General features: G+C 69.5%; 17 protein-coding genes. 6 read left to right on the top strand and 11 right to left on the bottom strand.

What is annotated here, in order from left to right; translation table 11 throughout:
* Positions 1-119: 119 nt before the first annotated feature.
* Positions 120-776 (bottom strand): YwqG family protein, encoded by a 657-nt coding sequence (locus SK571_RS32970; protein WP_319988010.1) that lies wholly within the window; start codon positions 774-776, stop codon positions 120-122.
* 54 nt (positions 777-830) lie between these two features.
* Here SK571_RS32970 and SK571_RS32975 point away from each other — a divergent pair, with 54 nt between their 5' ends.
* Positions 831-1298, top strand: coding sequence for a hypothetical protein (locus SK571_RS32975; RefSeq protein WP_319988011.1), 468 nt, complete (start codon positions 831-833; stop codon positions 1296-1298).
* A gap of 43 nt (positions 1299-1341) precedes the next feature.
* On the opposite strand, the gene argG is transcribed toward SK571_RS32975, so the two are convergent.
* Complete coding sequence (argG, locus tag SK571_RS32980; protein ID WP_319988012.1) at positions 1342-2787, bottom strand: argininosuccinate synthase; 1446 nt, start codon at positions 2785-2787, stop codon at positions 1342-1344.
* A 107-nt stretch (positions 2788-2894) separates the two neighbouring features.
* Positions 2895-3374, bottom strand: a complete 480-nt coding sequence (locus SK571_RS32985) for a hypothetical protein (protein WP_319988013.1) — start codon at positions 3372-3374, stop codon at positions 2895-2897.
* 77 nt (positions 3375-3451) lie between these two features.
* On the opposite strand from SK571_RS32985, the gene SK571_RS32990 reads away from it, so the two are divergent.
* Positions 3452-4273 (top strand): siderophore-interacting protein, encoded by an 822-nt coding sequence (locus tag SK571_RS32990; RefSeq protein WP_319988014.1) that lies wholly within the window; start codon positions 3452-3454, stop codon positions 4271-4273.
* Here the strand turns inward: SK571_RS32990 and SK571_RS32995 are convergent.
* Together SK571_RS32995 and SK571_RS33000 are read right to left on the bottom strand one after the other, a co-directional pair.
* Complete coding sequence (locus SK571_RS32995) at positions 4259-4864, bottom strand: hypothetical protein (protein ID WP_319988015.1); 606 nt, start codon at positions 4862-4864, stop codon at positions 4259-4261. The two genes, SK571_RS32990 and SK571_RS32995, sit on opposite strands and share 15 nt — an antisense overlap.
* On the bottom strand, positions 4861-6414 hold the full coding sequence (locus SK571_RS33000; RefSeq protein ID WP_319988016.1) for an amidohydrolase: 1554 nt from the start codon (positions 6412-6414) through the stop codon (positions 4861-4863). Before SK571_RS33000 ends, SK571_RS32995 begins: the two co-directional genes overlap by 4 nt.
* A gap of 306 nt (positions 6415-6720) precedes the next feature.
* On the opposite strand from SK571_RS33000, the gene SK571_RS33005 reads away from it, so the two are divergent.
* Positions 6721-7470 carry an NPP1 family protein gene (locus tag SK571_RS33005; RefSeq protein ID WP_406602070.1) on the top strand — a complete coding sequence of 250 codons (750 nt, stop codon included), beginning with the start codon at positions 6721-6723 and terminating at the stop codon, positions 7468-7470.
* A gap of 16 nt (positions 7471-7486) precedes the next feature.
* On the opposite strand, the gene SK571_RS33010 is transcribed toward SK571_RS33005, so the two are convergent.
* Positions 7487-8158: a TetR/AcrR family transcriptional regulator gene (locus tag SK571_RS33010; protein ID WP_319988017.1), complete on the bottom strand. Its 672-nt coding sequence runs from the start codon at positions 8156-8158 to the stop codon at positions 7487-7489.
* Positions 8159-8251: 93 nt separating this feature from the next.
* Here SK571_RS33010 and SK571_RS33015 point away from each other — a divergent pair, with 93 nt between their 5' ends.
* Together SK571_RS33015 and SK571_RS33020 are read left to right on the top strand one after the other, a co-directional pair.
* Positions 8252-8977, top strand: a complete 726-nt coding sequence (locus tag SK571_RS33015; RefSeq protein WP_319988018.1) for an SDR family oxidoreductase — start codon at positions 8252-8254, stop codon at positions 8975-8977.
* The gene (locus SK571_RS33020) at positions 8977-9849 is read left to right on the top strand and encodes an SDR family oxidoreductase (RefSeq protein ID WP_319988019.1); all 873 of its coding nucleotides are present in this window, start codon (positions 8977-8979) and stop codon (positions 9847-9849) included. Before SK571_RS33015 ends, SK571_RS33020 begins: the two co-directional genes overlap by 1 nt.
* On the opposite strand, the gene SK571_RS33025 is transcribed toward SK571_RS33020, so the two are convergent.
* From SK571_RS33025 to SK571_RS33040, 4 genes are all read right to left on the bottom strand, one after another.
* On the bottom strand, positions 9846-10565 hold the full coding sequence (locus tag SK571_RS33025; protein ID WP_319988020.1) for a polysaccharide deacetylase family protein: 720 nt from the start codon (positions 10563-10565) through the stop codon (positions 9846-9848). The two genes, SK571_RS33020 and SK571_RS33025, sit on opposite strands and share 4 nt — an antisense overlap.
* A 451-nt stretch (positions 10566-11016) precedes the next feature.
* Positions 11017-11514 (bottom strand): peptide-methionine (S)-S-oxide reductase MsrA, encoded by a 498-nt coding sequence (msrA, locus tag SK571_RS33030; protein ID WP_266033744.1) that lies wholly within the window; start codon positions 11512-11514, stop codon positions 11017-11019.
* Positions 11515-11537: 23 nt separating this feature from the next.
* On the bottom strand, positions 11538-12677 hold the full coding sequence (locus SK571_RS33035; RefSeq protein ID WP_319988021.1) for an AI-2E family transporter: 1140 nt from the start codon (positions 12675-12677) through the stop codon (positions 11538-11540).
* Between the two features lie 51 nt (positions 12678-12728).
* Positions 12729-13127 (bottom strand): nuclear transport factor 2 family protein, encoded by a 399-nt coding sequence (locus tag SK571_RS33040; protein ID WP_319988022.1) that lies wholly within the window; start codon positions 13125-13127, stop codon positions 12729-12731.
* Between the two features lie 86 nt (positions 13128-13213).
* On the opposite strand from SK571_RS33040, the gene SK571_RS33045 reads away from it, so the two are divergent.
* Positions 13214-13582 carry a winged helix-turn-helix transcriptional regulator gene (locus SK571_RS33045; RefSeq protein ID WP_319988023.1) on the top strand — a complete coding sequence of 123 codons (369 nt, stop codon included), beginning with the start codon at positions 13214-13216 and terminating at the stop codon, positions 13580-13582.
* Here the strand turns inward: SK571_RS33045 and SK571_RS33050 are convergent.
* Complete coding sequence (locus tag SK571_RS33050) at positions 13554-14729, bottom strand: FAD-dependent oxidoreductase (RefSeq protein ID WP_319988024.1); 1176 nt, start codon at positions 14727-14729, stop codon at positions 13554-13556. The two genes, SK571_RS33045 and SK571_RS33050, sit on opposite strands and share 29 nt — an antisense overlap.
* Positions 14730-14741 lie beyond the last annotated feature (12 nt).

A 14741-nucleotide genomic window follows, 5' to 3' on the forward strand; every position in this document is an offset into this window, starting at 1 on the left:
GGGGGGGGGGGGCGCGGCGGCCCCCCCCCCCCCCCGCCGGGGCCCCCCCCCCCACGACCGGCCGCGCCCACTCCTCGATGCCCGGGATGGGCTTGCCGTTGTCGGTGGGCGGTTTCGACTCAGTCGACGTGCACAGCGATCGAGTGCCGGACGTCCTCGGCGCACGTGAAGACGTTCAAGTTGCCCTCGCGGCCGAACTCCCACTCCACGTTGTCACCGGACGGCTCGTGGGTGGCGAGTGAGAGCGTCTGCCGTTGCTCGGAACCGCACTCCGGGCACGCGAACTCGGCGGGGCCGGACTGCCACCACGCGGTCCAGCCGCCGATCTTCGTGCCGCCGGAGACCTTCTCGGCGTGCTCGGCGAAGCGGATCGGTTCGAGCACGTTGACCGTGGGGACGTAGAGCTCCTCCTGCACGGACGGCTCCGGTTCCTCCTCGATCAGCTCGAACACCGTCGTGGAGTCACGCCACACCAGCCGCACGTCCGGGCCGTACGCGCGCGGAACGTCGTGGTGCAGCGTGCAGAGGAAGACCTGCAGCAGGTCCGTGCCCTCCGGGAACGGCAGCTCCGGGAAGTCACGCCGGTAGAGCTGCACGGCGCCGACGAACGGTTCAGCACCGCTCGCGGGATCGTGGGTGGCACCGTCGCACGACGGCCACGGCTCGTCGATCGGCCACAGCATCGGGCCGCCGATGTGGCTGTCGGCGTCCGTCGGATCGCCTTCGATCGGGTTCAGCAGCACGGCGGGCCTGGCCCGCTCAGCCTCGGTCGACACGAGCCGCAACACTAGCGGGGTAACGACAGCGGGCCCGGCGCCGACCCCGCAGACATGAGGTTCTCGATCACAGCCGTGCTCCTCGCCGTCCTCGCGGCGGGCTGCACCCCGGAGATCACCGGGTCCGGGTCCCCTTCGGACTCCGAGTCGCCCACCGCTCCGACGACTCCGACGACTCAGCCGGCGACCACCACCACGTCGGCCGCGGCCACCGCGCTGAACGGTGTGCCGCCCGAGCAGTACGAGAGTCTGCCCTCGCAGTACTGCGACAAGCTGTTCCTCGGAGCCCTCAGCAAGCCGATGCTGGCCGTCGTGGTGGAGACCCCGAAGGGCCGGCTGAACTGCGACCAGGCCGGAGCGGTGCTGTTCGACTACTACGCCGAACGCCTGGAGCCGAAGACCGGACTGCCACCGGTCAAGATCGGATCGATGTCGTGCAACCAGGTCGCTGAAGGAATCCTGCCCCAGGTCGTGTGTGCCGACGAGGACAACGTCATCTACTCGATGTGGCCGCAGACCTGACGCCGACAGGGGTGGGCGGGTCGCCCCCGCCCACCCCGTGCCGTCAGTCCGTGCCGAACTCCATGGCCGCCGCGTCGAGCAGCTCGTCCGCCGCCGAGACCTCACCGCGGGAGGCGATGGCCTCCGCGCCGCCGTCCGGCACGTCGCCGATCAGCTGGGTCGGCTCCGGCTGGGCCGAGATGAGCGCCGACTGGCGGGTGCCGACCATGCCGAGGCTCGCGAAGAGCTCCAGCTTGGCGCGCGAGTCCGCGATGTCGAGGTTGCGCATGGTCAGCTGGCCGATGCGGTCGACCGGGCCGAACGCCGAGTCCTCGGTGCGCTCCATCGACAGCTTGTCCGGGTGGTAGCTGAACGCCGGGCCGGACGTGTCGAGGATCGAGTAGTCGTCGCCCCTGCGCAGCCGCAGCGTGACCTCGCCGGTGACCGCGGCGCCGACCCAGCGCTGCAGCGACTCGCGCAGCATCAGCGACTGCGGGTCGAGCCAGCGGCCCTCGTACAGCAGCCGGCCGAGCTTGCGGCCCTCGTTGTGGTACGCCGCGACGGTGTCCTCGTTGTGGATGGCGTTCACGAGGCGGTCGTAGGCGATGAAGAGCAACGCCATGCCGGGCGCCTCGTAGATGCCGCGGCTCTTGGCCTCGATGATGCGGTTCTCGATCTGGTCGGACATGCCGAGACCGTGGCGGCCGCCGATGGCGTTCGCCTCCAGCACGAGGTCGACGGCGTCGCCGAACTCCTTGCCGTTGATCGTGACCGGGCGGCCCTGGTCGAAGCCGATGGTGACGTCCTCGGTCGCGATCTCGACCGACGGGTCCCAGAACTTGACGCCCATGATCGGCTCGACGATCTCGATGCCCTCGTTGAGCAGTTCGAGCGACTTGGCCTCGTGCGTCGCGCCCCAGATGTTCGCGTCGGTCGAGTACGCCTTCTCCACCGACGAGCGGTAGGGCAGGTCACGCTCCAGCAGCCACTCGGACATCTCCTTGCGGCCGCCGAGCTCCGTCACGAACGCGGCGTCGAGCCACGGCTTGTAGATCCGCAGCGACGGGTTCGCGAGCAGGCCGTAGCGGTAGAACCGCTCGATGTCGTTGCCCTTGTAGGTGGAGCCGTCACCCCAGATCTGCACGTCGTCGTCGAGCATGGCGCGCACGAGCATGGTGCCCGTGACGGCCCGCCCGAGCGGCGTCGTGTTGAAGTACGCGCGGCCGCCGGACCGGATGTGGAACGCGCCGCAGGCGAGCGCCGCGAGACCTTCCTCGACGAGCGCGGAACGGCAGTCGACGAGACGGGCGATCTCGGCACCGTACGTGCCCGCGCGACCGGGGACGGTCTCGATCTCGGGCTCGTCGTACTGGCCGATGTCCGCGGTGTACGTGCAGGGCACAGCGCCCTTCTCACGCATCCACGCGACCGCGACGGAGGTGTCGAGACCACCTGAGAAGGCGATGCCGACGCGTTCGCCGGCGGGAAGTGAAGTGAGCACCTTGGACACGTTGAGAATTATGCACGACGATGTATGGACATGCACGCCGGGGTGCCTGTTAGTTGTGCCTCACGGGTTTTCTCGCTGGTGATGAGGCTTCATCGACCCTGCCGCGGCTAGGCCCGATCCAGCTCGTCGACCTTGTCCCGCATCCGCCGGACGCCGTCCTGAAGCTCGGCCGCGCGCATCGCCGTGATGGCCGCGTACAGGTGCGCGCCCGTGTACGGATCCTCTTCTTTGCGCTCGTAGACCTCGCCGAGCGTGGCGTTGTACATGGCGTGCGACATCGCCGCGAGCAGCGCGCGCGTACGTGGCGCCACCCCCTTGGGCGCGGCGGCGTCGATGATCGGGGTGACCCGCTCCCACACCTCGTCCGGCGGGCCGGGCGGGTAGAGCTGGTTGAGCGCGAGCAGGCCGTTCTCCAGCGCGCCCATCACCAGCCGGGCCTCGTCCCGGTCCTGCGGCAGCAGCCGCTCGACGCGCTCGGCGTCCCGCTCGTGGTAGGCGATGGCGAGCCGCAGGCCGATGGCCTGACTGCGGTTCTTGCTCGCGGGCTCTTCGAACCACCATTGTTGTTGCGCGGTCCTGGGGAACATGTCCGCAGTGTGCGCTCTCGATCTCGATTTCGCCCGAGGGTTTAGGTAAGCCTAACCAAAGGTGTACGTTGCGGAGCATGTCGCGTTACTCCGCCTTCGACCGGTTCACCCTCAAGGCCGCCACCAAGGCCGCCGAGATGATGATGGCCCCGGCGAACCGCCGCGAGGTCTTCGACCAGTTCGTCATGACCGTCACGGCGGTGACCGAGCTCGGCGACCACATGCGCCGGATCACCTTCCACGCGCCGGAGTTCGCGTCGTTCGCGGTGACCGGGCCCGACGAGCACTTCGGCCTGCTGATGGCGACCGGCCGCGAGCTGGTCATGCCGGCCGACGACCGCATCAACGTCCGCAGTTCGTTGCGCGCGATGCCGGAGGACACGCGCCCGGACCTGCGCTGGTACACGGTCCGCGCGCACCGCCCGGACGTGGCCGAGATCGACGTCGACTTCGTCGTGCACGGCGACGCCGGTCCCGGCACGCGGTGGGCCCGGCGCGCGATCACGGGTGACGAGGCCGGGTTCCGCGCGGGCGGCTCCGCCTACCGGCCACCCGCCGGCGGTTCCGTCCTGCTCGCCGCCGACGAGACCGCGCTGCCCGCCCTCGCGGCGATCCTGGAGGTCGAGACGCGGCCGGTGCAGGTGTTCGTCGAGGTGCCGGACGAGTCCTACCGGGTCGACCTCGAGGCGGAGTGGGTGCTGCGCGGCGACGCCGAGCCGGGATCCGCCGTGCTGAAGGCGATCCAGGACAAGGCGTTGTCCACTGTGGAGTACGCGTGGGCGTGCGGGGAGTCGGCGCTCGCGACCGGGGTGCGCCGGCACCTGGTCAAGGACCGCGGGGTGGACCGCAAGGCGATCATGTTCAGCGGGTACTGGAAGGTCGGCTCAGCCCGCATGTGAGACGCCGCTGAGCCGCAACGTCCTGGTCACCACCGGATCGGACGGCGCGATGCCGTACCGGTGCTCGTACACGGCGACCACGATCCGCTCGAGGTCCTCGGCGGCGGCCGGGGCCTGGGCGACGTGGTCGGCGGCCATCAGCAGCATCGGGTGGCCGGCGCTGCCCTCGGGCGGCAGATAGCCGCGGACGGGCAGCAGCACGGCGCCGAGGCGGCGGTAGAAGGCGATGCGGCGGTGCCGGATCCGTTCCTCTGCCGGGTCGATGCCGGGCTGGGCCGGGTCTTCCACGTCGTAGACGATCCGGGTGTGGCCGGCACCGGTCATCGCCACGCGCAGGTGCGTCCAGAGGTGTTCGCCGAGGCCCCGGCCCTTCTCCCCCACGGTGAAATAGCGCAGGTAGACCCAGCCGGTGTCACCCAGGACCCGCACCACGGCGAATCCCAGGGGCCGGGAGTCCGTCAGGACGAGTGCGGTGTCGGCCAGCAGGTCGTCGAACGGCGCGCGCAGGTGCGCTGCGAAGCCGTCGAAGTAGATCTGCCGCACGTCAGCGAGTTCGTCCGGCGTGAGCGTCGAAGCAGCGACGAGCTTCATCGGAACCGTCCCCCCACCATGGTGCGCAGCACCTCGATGTCCTTGATTCGACCGGCTGTCGCCGGGTTGTCCGAGAGCACGACGAGGTCCGCGAGCTTGCCCACGGTCAGCGTGCCTTTGAGGTGTTCCTGCTTGGAGGCGTACGCAGAACCGCAAGTGAAGGCGCGCAACGCTTCCAGGCCCGTCACCGCCTCGCCCGGGTTGAAGGGCGCCCCCGACGACGTGAGCTGCTCGACCATGTCGTGCATGCCCAGCAACGGGGCACCGCGCACGACCGGGCGGTCGGAGCTGCCGGGGACGATCATGCCCGCGTCGAGCAGCGAGCGTTGGCGGTACGCCCACGCGGCGCGGTCCGGGCCCAGCGCTCGCAGCATGCCGTCGCCGATCTCGTTCACGAAACGGCCCTGGGGCACGGCGACGACACCCAGCGCGACGACGCGCTCGACCTGGTCGGGGCGGGCGACGCCGAAGTGTTCGACGCGGTGACGGACGTCCGGGCGCGGGTCGAGGCGCTGGGCCTCCTCGACCGCGTCCAGGACCAGGTCGATGGCCGCGTCGCCGATCGCGTGCGTGGCGACGCGCCAGCCGCCCCGGTGGGCGGCGATGATCCGCTCCCGCAACGCGTCCGCGGTGTCCTGCAGGTAGCCGTGGTTGCCCGGGGTGTCGGCGAAGTCGTGGCACAGGGCGGCGGTGTGCCCGATCAGCGAGCCGTCGGAGAAGATCTTGACCGGGCCGATCCGCAGCCAGTCGTCGCCGAAGCCGGTGCGGATGCCCAGGTCGAGCCCCAGGCCCAGTTCGGTCACGGGGTGCAGGGCGTCGGCGGCGATCATGAGCTCGACGCGGACGTGCAGCCTTCCCCGCTCGCGGGCGCGCTGGTAGGCCTCCAGCTCCACCGGGGACTTGCCGATCCAGCCACCGCCGATGCCCGCCTCGACACAACTCGTGATGCCCTCGCTCAGGTACACGCGGCCTGCGCGGTCGATCGCGTCGGCCAGCGTGTCCACCGGGTAGGGCAGCACGAGCGGGTTCACCAGTTGCTGGGCCTGTTCCTGCAGCAGACCCGTGGGCCGGCCGTTCTCGGTGACCACGAGCCCACCGGAGACCTCGACCGGCCTCTCCGAGATCCCCAGCTCCCTCAGCACGGGCGTGTTGACCACGCACATGTGGCCGGACGCGTGCTTGATCCACACCTTGCGGCCGCGGGCGACGCGGTCCAGGCCGTCCCGCGTCGGATGGCCACCGCACTTGTTCTGGTCGTAGCCGAAGCCGATCACCCACTCACCGTCCGGCGCGGCGTCGACCGACGCGTACAGGGCGTCCAGGCCCGTCACCCCGCAGTCCACTTCGGACAGCGTGAGACCGAACCACGCCATGTGGTTGTGGGCGTCGTGGAAGCCCGGCGTGACGGTGGCTCCGCCGAGGTCGACCACCTCGTGCGCCGGCACCTCCTCCAGCGCCACGATCCGGTCGCCGAGCACCGCGACCGCCGATGCCGGGCCGTCCAGCGTCACGAACTCGGCGTTCGTGAGAAGCAGGTCTGCCTTGATCATGTGGAGCCCCTCCGAAGCCACGCGGTGCCAGGTGAACGTTCGTCGATCAAACCCGACCGCGGAGTGAGGACGCACGGTTGCGCCGAAGTGGAGCCCGCGTTGCGAAAGCTGGTCGCGCGGCCGACCGCGCACGGGCCGACCTGCGGTGACGGGCTCACCCGCCGCAGGCGTGATCGATTCCGTTCCGGGGCTGTGAAATTCCCGGTACGGCAAAGATTTGGCCAACCACCTAGACGTGAAGGCGGTTCATGTACCACCTTCTGCCTCGCAAGCCTCTCCGCTCCCCTGCTCCCCGGAGGCCTGAAGTTGAGGAAGAAACTCCTGCCCGCGCTCGCCGGCGCCCTGCTGATCACGGCACTGTTCCCCGGCATCGCACTCGCTGACCCGCCCCGGGCCATCCCCGCCAGCTACGAGGCGGCCGACGGCAAGTGGCAGCCGGCGTTCGACTACGACGGTGACGGCTGCTACCCCACCCCGGCGATCTCGCCGACCGGTGACATCGCGCCGGGCCTGAAGAACTCGGGCGCGCTGAACGGCAACTGCCACGACAGGTCCGACCTGGACAACACCAACTCCTACAGCCGTTCCAAGTGCAACAACGGCTGGTGCGCCTACCTGTACGACCTGTACTTCGAGAAGGACCAGGCCGTGCCGGGCTGGGACTGCTGCGGCCACCGCCACGACATCGAGCACGTGGTCGTCTGGGTGCAGAACGACGTGGCCCAGTACGTCTCGACGTCGGAGCACGGCAAGTACAAGACGCACCCGCGCGCCAACGTGCAGTGGGAAGGCACCCACCCGAAGATCATTTACCACAAGGACGGCGTCAGCACGCACTGCTTCCGCCTCGCGGGCGCGGGCGAGCAGGCGGAGAACCACTACGGGGTCTACCAGTACCCCGCTCTGGTCAGCTGGGACCGCTTCCCCGCCGGCGTGCGCGACAAGCTCGTGAACGCGAACTTCGGCAGCGCGTCCCTGGCGATCAAGGACAGCGCGTTCAACCACAACCTGAGCATCTCGAAGCCGGCCGGGATCCCGTTCGACCCGAACGCCTGACCTTCCGGTCGCGCGGTTACTTCGCGACCCGATCGAGCCACTCGGCCAGGAGGGCCCGCTCCGCTGGAGACAGCATCAGGGGCGGGTCCTCCTCCAGTGCCACCCTCAGCGCGATCGCCCGGCTCGGGATGTCCGTCGGCGCGTCCGGCGCGACGTCCGTCGTGATCGCCCTGATGACGTTCTCGCGCGAGAACGTGATGAGCTCCAGGTCGCGCTCCTCCTCCGGCGTCGCGAGCAACGCCAGCACCACGCCCATGCCCGCCGCGTGCACGAACTGCGCCGCCTGCTCCACCGGGACCGTCAGGCGGCCCGCCGCCGCGATGCGGCTGATGATCTCGCGGAGCATCGCGTCCGCCTCCAGCCGCGCCGCACGCTTGCGCGGCTCGCCGTACATCAGCAGGTAGAACGCGGGCCGCGCCAGGCCGAAGCCGATGTGCAGGTCCCACCCCCCGCGCAGGTCGTCGACGGGGTCGTCGCCCGCACCCATCGCGTGCTTGCTCGTGAGGTAGTCGGAGAAACCGAATCCCGCCACGGCGTCGAGCAGCCCGTCCTTGTCGCCGAAGAGCCGGTACAGCGTCGGCGCCTGCACTCCCGCGGCCGCGGCGACCGCGCGCGTGGAGACCGCTTCCTTGCCGCCCTCGACGAGCAGGTCGGCCGCGGCCTTCACCAGACGCTCTCTCGTATCCACGTAACGACGATAACACGCCAGCGGTAGCAATGATTCGATATCAGTGTTACGTTGGTTTAGGTAACGACGGAAACAGCAGCTAGGAGCACTGACATGACTCGCGTTGCGATCGTCACCGGCGGATCGAGGGGCATCGGGCGGGCAGCCGCCGAACGCCTCGCCGCCGAGGGAACCGCCGTTGTCATCGTGTACGCCGGCAACAGGACCGCCGCCGACGAGGCCGTGGAGAAGATCAGGGCGAACGGCGGTCAGGCCCTGGCCGCGCAGGCCGACGTCGGCGACGAGGAGGCCGTCACCGCCGCCTTCGAACTGGCCGAGGAGACCTTCGGCGGCGTCGACGTCGTGGTGAACTCGGCGGGCATCATGCCGCTCGGCACCGTGGCGGACATGGACCTCGACACGTTCGACCGCATCATGCGCACCAACGCCCGTGGCACGTTCATCGTGAACCAGCAGGCCGCCCGCAGGGTGCGCGACGGTGGCGCGATCATCAACATCTCGTCGTCCGTGGTGGGCCTGCGCTTCCCCCAGTACGGGGCCTACGCCATGTCCAAGGGCGGCGTCGAGGCGCTGACCCTGATCCTCGCCCGTGAGCTGCGCGGCCGCGACATCACCGTGAACACCGTCGCCCCCGGCCCCACGGCCACCGACCTGTTCCTCGACGGCAAGGACCAGGCGACCGTCGACACCCTCGCGAAGCAGCCGCCGCTGGAGCGTCTCGGCTCGACCGGCGACATCGCGGAGGTCATCTCCTTCCTCGCCGGTCCCGCTCGCTGGATCAACGGCCAGACCATCCGTGCGAACGGAGGCATCATCTGATGGGCAAGGTCATCGTCGTCACGGGAGCGTCGAGCGGCTTCGGCGCGCTGACGGCGCGCAGGCTGGCCCTCGCGGGCCACACGGTCTACGCGGGCATGAGGGAAACCGTCGGCCGCAACGCCACCGCCGTCGCGGACCTGAAGGCCTTCGGGGCCGAGAACAAGACCGACGTGCACGCCGTCGAACTCGACGTGCAGTCGCAGGAGTCCGCGGACGCCGCGATCAGCGCGATCGTCCTGGAACATGGCCACCTGGACGTGGTCGTCCACAACGCGGGCCACATGGTGACCGGCCCGGCCGAGGCCTTCACGCCGGAGCAGTACGCGGACCTGTACGACGTCAACGTCCTGGGCACCCAGCGCGTGAACCGCGCCGCCCTGCCGCACCTGCGCGGCCGGCGGTCCGGCCACGTCGTGTGGGTCGGATCCAGCTCGACGCGCGGCGGCACTCCCCCGTACCTGGCCCCGTACTTCGCGGCCAAGGCGGCGATGGACGCGGTCGCGGTCTCCTACCGCGCCGAACTGCTGCGGTTCGGCATCGAGACCACGATCGTCGTGCCGGGCGCGTTCACCCACGGCACCAACCACTTCGCACACAGCGGCACGCCCGCCGACACCGCACGCGCCTCGGAGTACGAAGAGCTCTACCCCGGCCTGATGGAACAGGTAGGTAGTCGTCTCGCCGAACTGGAGCCGCCGTGGGCGGACGTCGGTGCCGTGGCCGACGCGATCGTCGACGTGGTCGGCGCCGCGAAACCGCCGTTCCGGGTGCACGTCGACCCGTCCTCCGACGGTGCGGAGGTCGTGAACGCGGTGGCGGACCGGGTCCGCGGCGAGTTCCTGCGCCGGGTGGAGCTGGCGGACCTGATCTAACGACTGCCGAGGAGCGCCGACACGGTGAGGAACCGGTAACCGCGCTCCTTGAGCCCGGTGATGACGGGCCTCAGCGCCTGCCGGGTCTGCTCCCTCGCCGCGTACATGGGGTGCAGCAGGATGATCGAGCCCGGCCTGGTCTGCGCCAGGGTCTGCTGGGCGATCTCCTGCGCGGTGGGCGTGCCCTCGGAGTCCGGTTCGACGTCCCACATGACCGTCGTGCGGCCGTGTTCCTCCAGGTAGTGCGGCAGCGCGAAGAGCTTCTTGCCGTTGGGCGGGCGGAAGTGGATGTCGCCGCTGTAGCCGGTCCTGCGGATCTGGGCGTCGGTGTCCTCGACCTCCCTCGCCACCGTGCTCGGCAGAACGCCGATCATGCGCTGGTGGTTGTAGGTGTGGTTGCCGATCTCGTGCCGCGCGTCCGCGATCCGCCTGCCGAGATCGGGGTGCTTCTCGAGGTCGCGGCCCATGAGGAAGAACGTGGCCGGGACGTCCTCGGCTTCGAGCAGGTCCAGGACCTGCTGGGCGCCGGCGGGATCCGGCCCGTCGTCGAAGGTGAGGGCGACGACCTTCTCGTCGGTCTCGACGCGGTCGACCAGGTCACCGAAGAACTGGAACGTGCGGGCGCTGCTGACGTTCCACAGGGTGATCCCGGCGACGAGCACCAGGGTGAGGCTTGCCGCCGTGATGATCGTTGGCTTGCGCCGCAACCACTTCATGCGCCCACTATGACCGCGGCGGATTTCCCGGTGCGCAGCACCCCGTCGTCCAGCGGCACGCACCGGATTCCGCCCTTGCCCCGAAGCGGTTTGAAAGCACCATACGATCCGGGATCGCGCCACTCGCGCGCGAAATAGGCAGCCCCCACCCACCACGGGGGCACGGCCCTGCTCCAGGCTATCGGGCCACGAGCCCGAGGCGCCGCCGTCCGGCGATCTGTGGACAACTCGCCGCCACATCAGCCGATCGAGGGCGGGTCGCGCGGTCTGCCTCGATCGGCACGGCCAAGGCCTGGCGAACGGCGTGGACGGGCAACGTGCCGACCACCGATCAGACAGGGCCGGGTAAAGCACCGTGGCAGCGAGTACCGGTGCCAGGACGAAATGAGGGCCGTCCGCACGGACGGCCCTCATCAGCTAGCGCTTCAGGTGAACAGCGCGACGATCTCGATCAACGCTCGCCGAGCTGCCACTCCGGCCGCACGTAGTGGCACGTGTAGCCGTTCGGGTAGCGCTCCAGGTAGTCCTGGTGCTCGGGCTCGGCCAGCCAGAAGTCCGACTCCTGGGTGACCTCGGTGACGACCTTGCCCGGCCACTTGCCGGAGGCGTCGACCGCGGCGATCGTCTCCTCCGCGATCTTCTTCTGGGTGTCGTCGGTGTAGAAGATCGCCGAGCGGTAGCCGGCGCCGATGTCGTTGCCCTGGCGGTTGCGGGTCGACGGGTCGTGGATCTGGAAGAAGAACTCCAGGACCTGCCGGTAGCTGAGCTGCTCGGGGTCGAACACGATCTCGATGGCCTCGGCGTGGTTGCCGTGGTTGCGGTACGTGGCGTTCGGCGTGCTGGGGTCGCCGGTGTAACCGACGCGCGTGGAGACGACGCCGGGGTGGCGGCGGAACAGGTCCTGCATGCCCCAGAAACAGCCGCCCGCGAGAACAGCCTTCTCCGTCACAGTGTCACTCCTCTTCTCGGTGTTCACTCAGGAGAACGTTCGGTCTCCCCTGGTTCATCCCCGTCAGGTTGTGACGTAACCATTACGGACCTGGCCTCGATGACTTCGCCCAGGTAGCGCATCACGACGGCCACGGCGGCGGCGACCGGCACGGAGAAGAACGCGCCCGCGATGCCGTAGAGCGACGTGCCGGCCGTGACGACGAGCAGGACGACCGCCGCGTGCAGGCGCAGGCTGCGCGACTGCAGGATGGGCTGCAGCACGTTGCCCTCGACCTGCTGCACCACGATGACGATGATCAGCATGATGATGGCCGTGGTCAGGCCGTTGCTGACGAGCGCGACGAGCACGGCCAGCGCACCGGCGATGAACGCGCCGATGATCGGGACGAAGCCGCCGAGGAACGTCAGCGCGGCCAGCGGCACCGCCAGCGGCACGCCCAAGATGAGCAGGCCCACCCCGATGAACACCGCGTCGATCAGCGACACGACGGCCTGGCTGCGGATGAAGCTGCCGAGCGTGACCCAGACCCGCTCCAGCACCGTCGTGACGTGCCCGCCGGCGCGCTCACCGATCAGCCCGCGCACCCACGGCGTGAACCGCATGCCGTCCTTGACGAAGAAGAAGGCCAGCAGCAACGCCACGACCCCGGTCACCAGGCCCGACGTCACCGCGCCCGCCCCGGTCAGCAGTCCGCCGGCGATCGACCCGATGCTGGACTTGATCTGCTCGACACCCTGCGAGATGAGCCGGTCGAGATCCGTGTCGCGCAGGTTGAACGGTGGCCCGGCGGCCCAGTCCTGCAGCTGCGTGACGGCCTTCTGCGCGCTCTGCGCGATCTCCGGCACACCGGACGCGATCGACGTCGAGATCGCCGCGATGACCCCGCCCAGCACGCCGAGCCCGACGACCAGCACGATCGTCGCCGCCAGCGCCGAGTTGAGGCCCTTCGACATCATCCACCGCGCCGGCGGCCACAGCACCGTCGTGATCAGCAGGGCGAGCAGCACGGGCATGACGACCACCCAGAGCTTCCCGACCAGCCAGAAGACCATCCAGAAGCCCAGCGCCGCCAGCGCCGCCCGCAGACTCCACCGCGCGAGCCAGCTCACGCCGTGCCCGATGGCCTCACCCTTGTCCGCCCACCTGCGATCCCGTTCCACGTCCACAGTCTGTCGTGCCCTAGCCCGATCGGGTGGCGGGACGCGCCGAAATCACCCCTGACCCCAGAACGCGTCCTCCTCCGCCGGGTCGGCCGTGAACAGCCACACCTCGACGACCTTGCCGTCGGCGACGCGCATCAGGTCGATCCCGGTCCCGTCCATCTCGGCCCCGGACCGCTTGGCGGTCCAGTGCACCGAAGCCGCCACGACATCGCCGTTCACCATCAGCGGGGCGCTGCGCTTCAAGGAGAAGGTGCCCTCGGACACGGACATCATGCCGCCGATCATCGCCCCGACGGCGTCACTGCCGCGGTGCGCACCCGAGAACCGGTTGTCACCCGGCTGGTGCCACACGACGTCGTCGGAGAACTGGGCGGCGACGGTGGCGAAGTCACCGGACTCCAGGGCGTCGAAGTAGGTGGTGGCGACGGCGAGCGGGGTGGTGGTCATAGGTCTCTCTCCATTTCGTTGCGGTTGACCTATGCTCACCAAAAGTAACCAATTACCTCAACGTAACTAATGGACGGATGTGTGCCATGTCACAGACCATGCCGGACTGGAACGTGCTGGCGGCCAGCTGCCCGTCTCGCAAGAGCCTGGCGCGCATCGCGAACAAGTGGACGGCGATGGCGGTTTCCGTGCTGGGCAACGGGCGCATGCGGTTCGGCGACCTCAAGACGCAGCTCGACGGCATCAGCGGCAAGGTGCTGACCGAGACGCTGCGGGACCTCGAACGCGACGGGCTGATCACGCGGCACGTGCACGCCGAGGTGCCGCCGCGGGTCGAGTACGAACTGACGGAGCTCGGGTTCACGTTGTACGAGCCGCTGCTCGCGCTGTGCCGGTGGGCGGAGGAGCACATCGCGGAGGTGCTGGTCAACCGCGAGGCGTACGACGCGCGCTGACGAGCACGCCGTCGACGTCCGGCGTGACGGAGCCGCGGATCAGGTTCCGCACGACGGGCAGGCCGGAGAGCCGGAACGCCATGTCGCGCAACGAGATCCGCCACGCGGACGAGGGCGCCATCCAGCCGATGAACCGCCGTCCGAACTCCTGGGTGTGCTCCACGGCGGGCTTCATCCGGCTCTGATAGCGCTCGAAAGCGCCCTCGGCACCGGCTGCGAGCTCTTCCGCCAGCACGCAGGCGCCGGTCATCGCGAGCGAAGCCCCGTGCCCGGCGAACAGCGAGACCGCCCCGCACGCGTCGCCCACGAGCACGACCTTGCCGTGATGCCACGACGGCATGTCCACTTGGGACACCTCGTCGTAGTAGACGTCCTCCGGCACCACGGAAAGCAGCGAGGGGGCGACCCAGCCGAGGTCACCGAACCGCTCCCGCAGCGCCGAGGCCGGATCAGCGGGCAGTTCGGGAGAAGCGGACCGGTAGAGCATCAACGCGGCCATCGACCCGTCCCGCACGGCGTAGCAGCCGATCATCCGATGTGGCACGGTCAGCATCTGGTAGCGGTGACCGATCCGGGCGCTCAACTCCACGTCCCGGAACGAGAACGCCGCCGTGTGGTGCCCCAGATACCGCACGAACGCCGACGACGGCCCGAACACCAGCTCCCGCACCCGTGAGTGCACGCCGTCGGCACCGACGACCAGGCCGAACTCCCCCGAAGACCCGTCCGAGAACGTCACCCGCCCGTCGTCGATGGCAGAGACCGTTGTGCCGTAACGGATCGAAGCCCGCAGGTCGCCCCGGATCACCGAGGCCAGGTCACCGCGCAAGAGACTGATCACCCCGTCCGCCACCGCCTCGTAGGCGGCGGTGGAGAGCTCGGCGCGCCGCCGTCCCGAGGAGTCCACGCTCGTCACCGACGAGATCGGCGCCCGCCGCGCCTCCAACGCCGGCAGCAGGCCCATCCGCCGCGCCACCTCGTGACCCGGCCCGAAGAAATCGATCATGTAGCCGCCCGCGCGGAACGACGGCGCCTTCTCCACCACCGAGACGTCCCATCCGGCGCGCTCCAGCCACCACGCGGAGGTGAGCCCGGCGATCCCCGCTCCGACGATCAGCGCACGCTGTTGGGCGTTCGATTTAGGCATATGCCCAATCTA

It is taken from the genome of Lentzea kristufekii, from assembly GCF_033949925.1.
GTDB lineage: Bacteria > Actinomycetota > Actinomycetes > Mycobacteriales > Pseudonocardiaceae > Lentzea > Lentzea kristufekii.

What these genes read in the sequence shown, in the direction of transcription:
- SK571_RS32975 (WP_319988011.1), top strand. Translation starts at nt 831, where the DNA reads ATGAGGTTCTCGATCACAGCCGTGCTCCTCGCCGTCCTCGCGGCGGGC.
- SK571_RS32985 (WP_319988013.1), bottom strand. Translation starts at nt 3,374, where the DNA reads ATGTTCCCCAGGACCGCGCAACAACAATGGTGGTTCGAAGAGCCCGCG.
- SK571_RS32990 (WP_319988014.1), top strand. Translation starts at nt 3,452, where the DNA reads ATGTCGCGTTACTCCGCCTTCGACCGGTTCACCCTCAAGGCCGCCACC.
- SK571_RS32995 (WP_319988015.1), bottom strand. Translation starts at nt 4,864, where the DNA reads ATGAAGCTCGTCGCTGCTTCGACGCTCACGCCGGACGAACTCGCTGAC.
- SK571_RS33000 (WP_319988016.1), bottom strand. Translation starts at nt 6,414, where the DNA reads ATGATCAAGGCAGACCTGCTTCTCACGAACGCCGAGTTCGTGACGCTG.
- SK571_RS33015 (WP_319988018.1), top strand. Translation starts at nt 8,252, where the DNA reads ATGACTCGCGTTGCGATCGTCACCGGCGGATCGAGGGGCATCGGGCGG.
- SK571_RS33020 (WP_319988019.1), top strand. Translation starts at nt 8,977, where the DNA reads ATGGGCAAGGTCATCGTCGTCACGGGAGCGTCGAGCGGCTTCGGCGCG.
- SK571_RS33025 (WP_319988020.1), bottom strand. Translation starts at nt 10,565, where the DNA reads ATGAAGTGGTTGCGGCGCAAGCCAACGATCATCACGGCGGCAAGCCTC.
- SK571_RS33040 (WP_319988022.1), bottom strand. Translation starts at nt 13,127, where the DNA reads ATGACCACCACCCCGCTCGCCGTCGCCACCACCTACTTCGACGCCCTG.
- SK571_RS33045 (WP_319988023.1), top strand. Translation starts at nt 13,214, where the DNA reads ATGTCACAGACCATGCCGGACTGGAACGTGCTGGCGGCCAGCTGCCCG.
- SK571_RS33050 (WP_319988024.1), bottom strand. Translation starts at nt 14,729, where the DNA reads ATGCCTAAATCGAACGCCCAACAGCGTGCGCTGATCGTCGGAGCGGGG.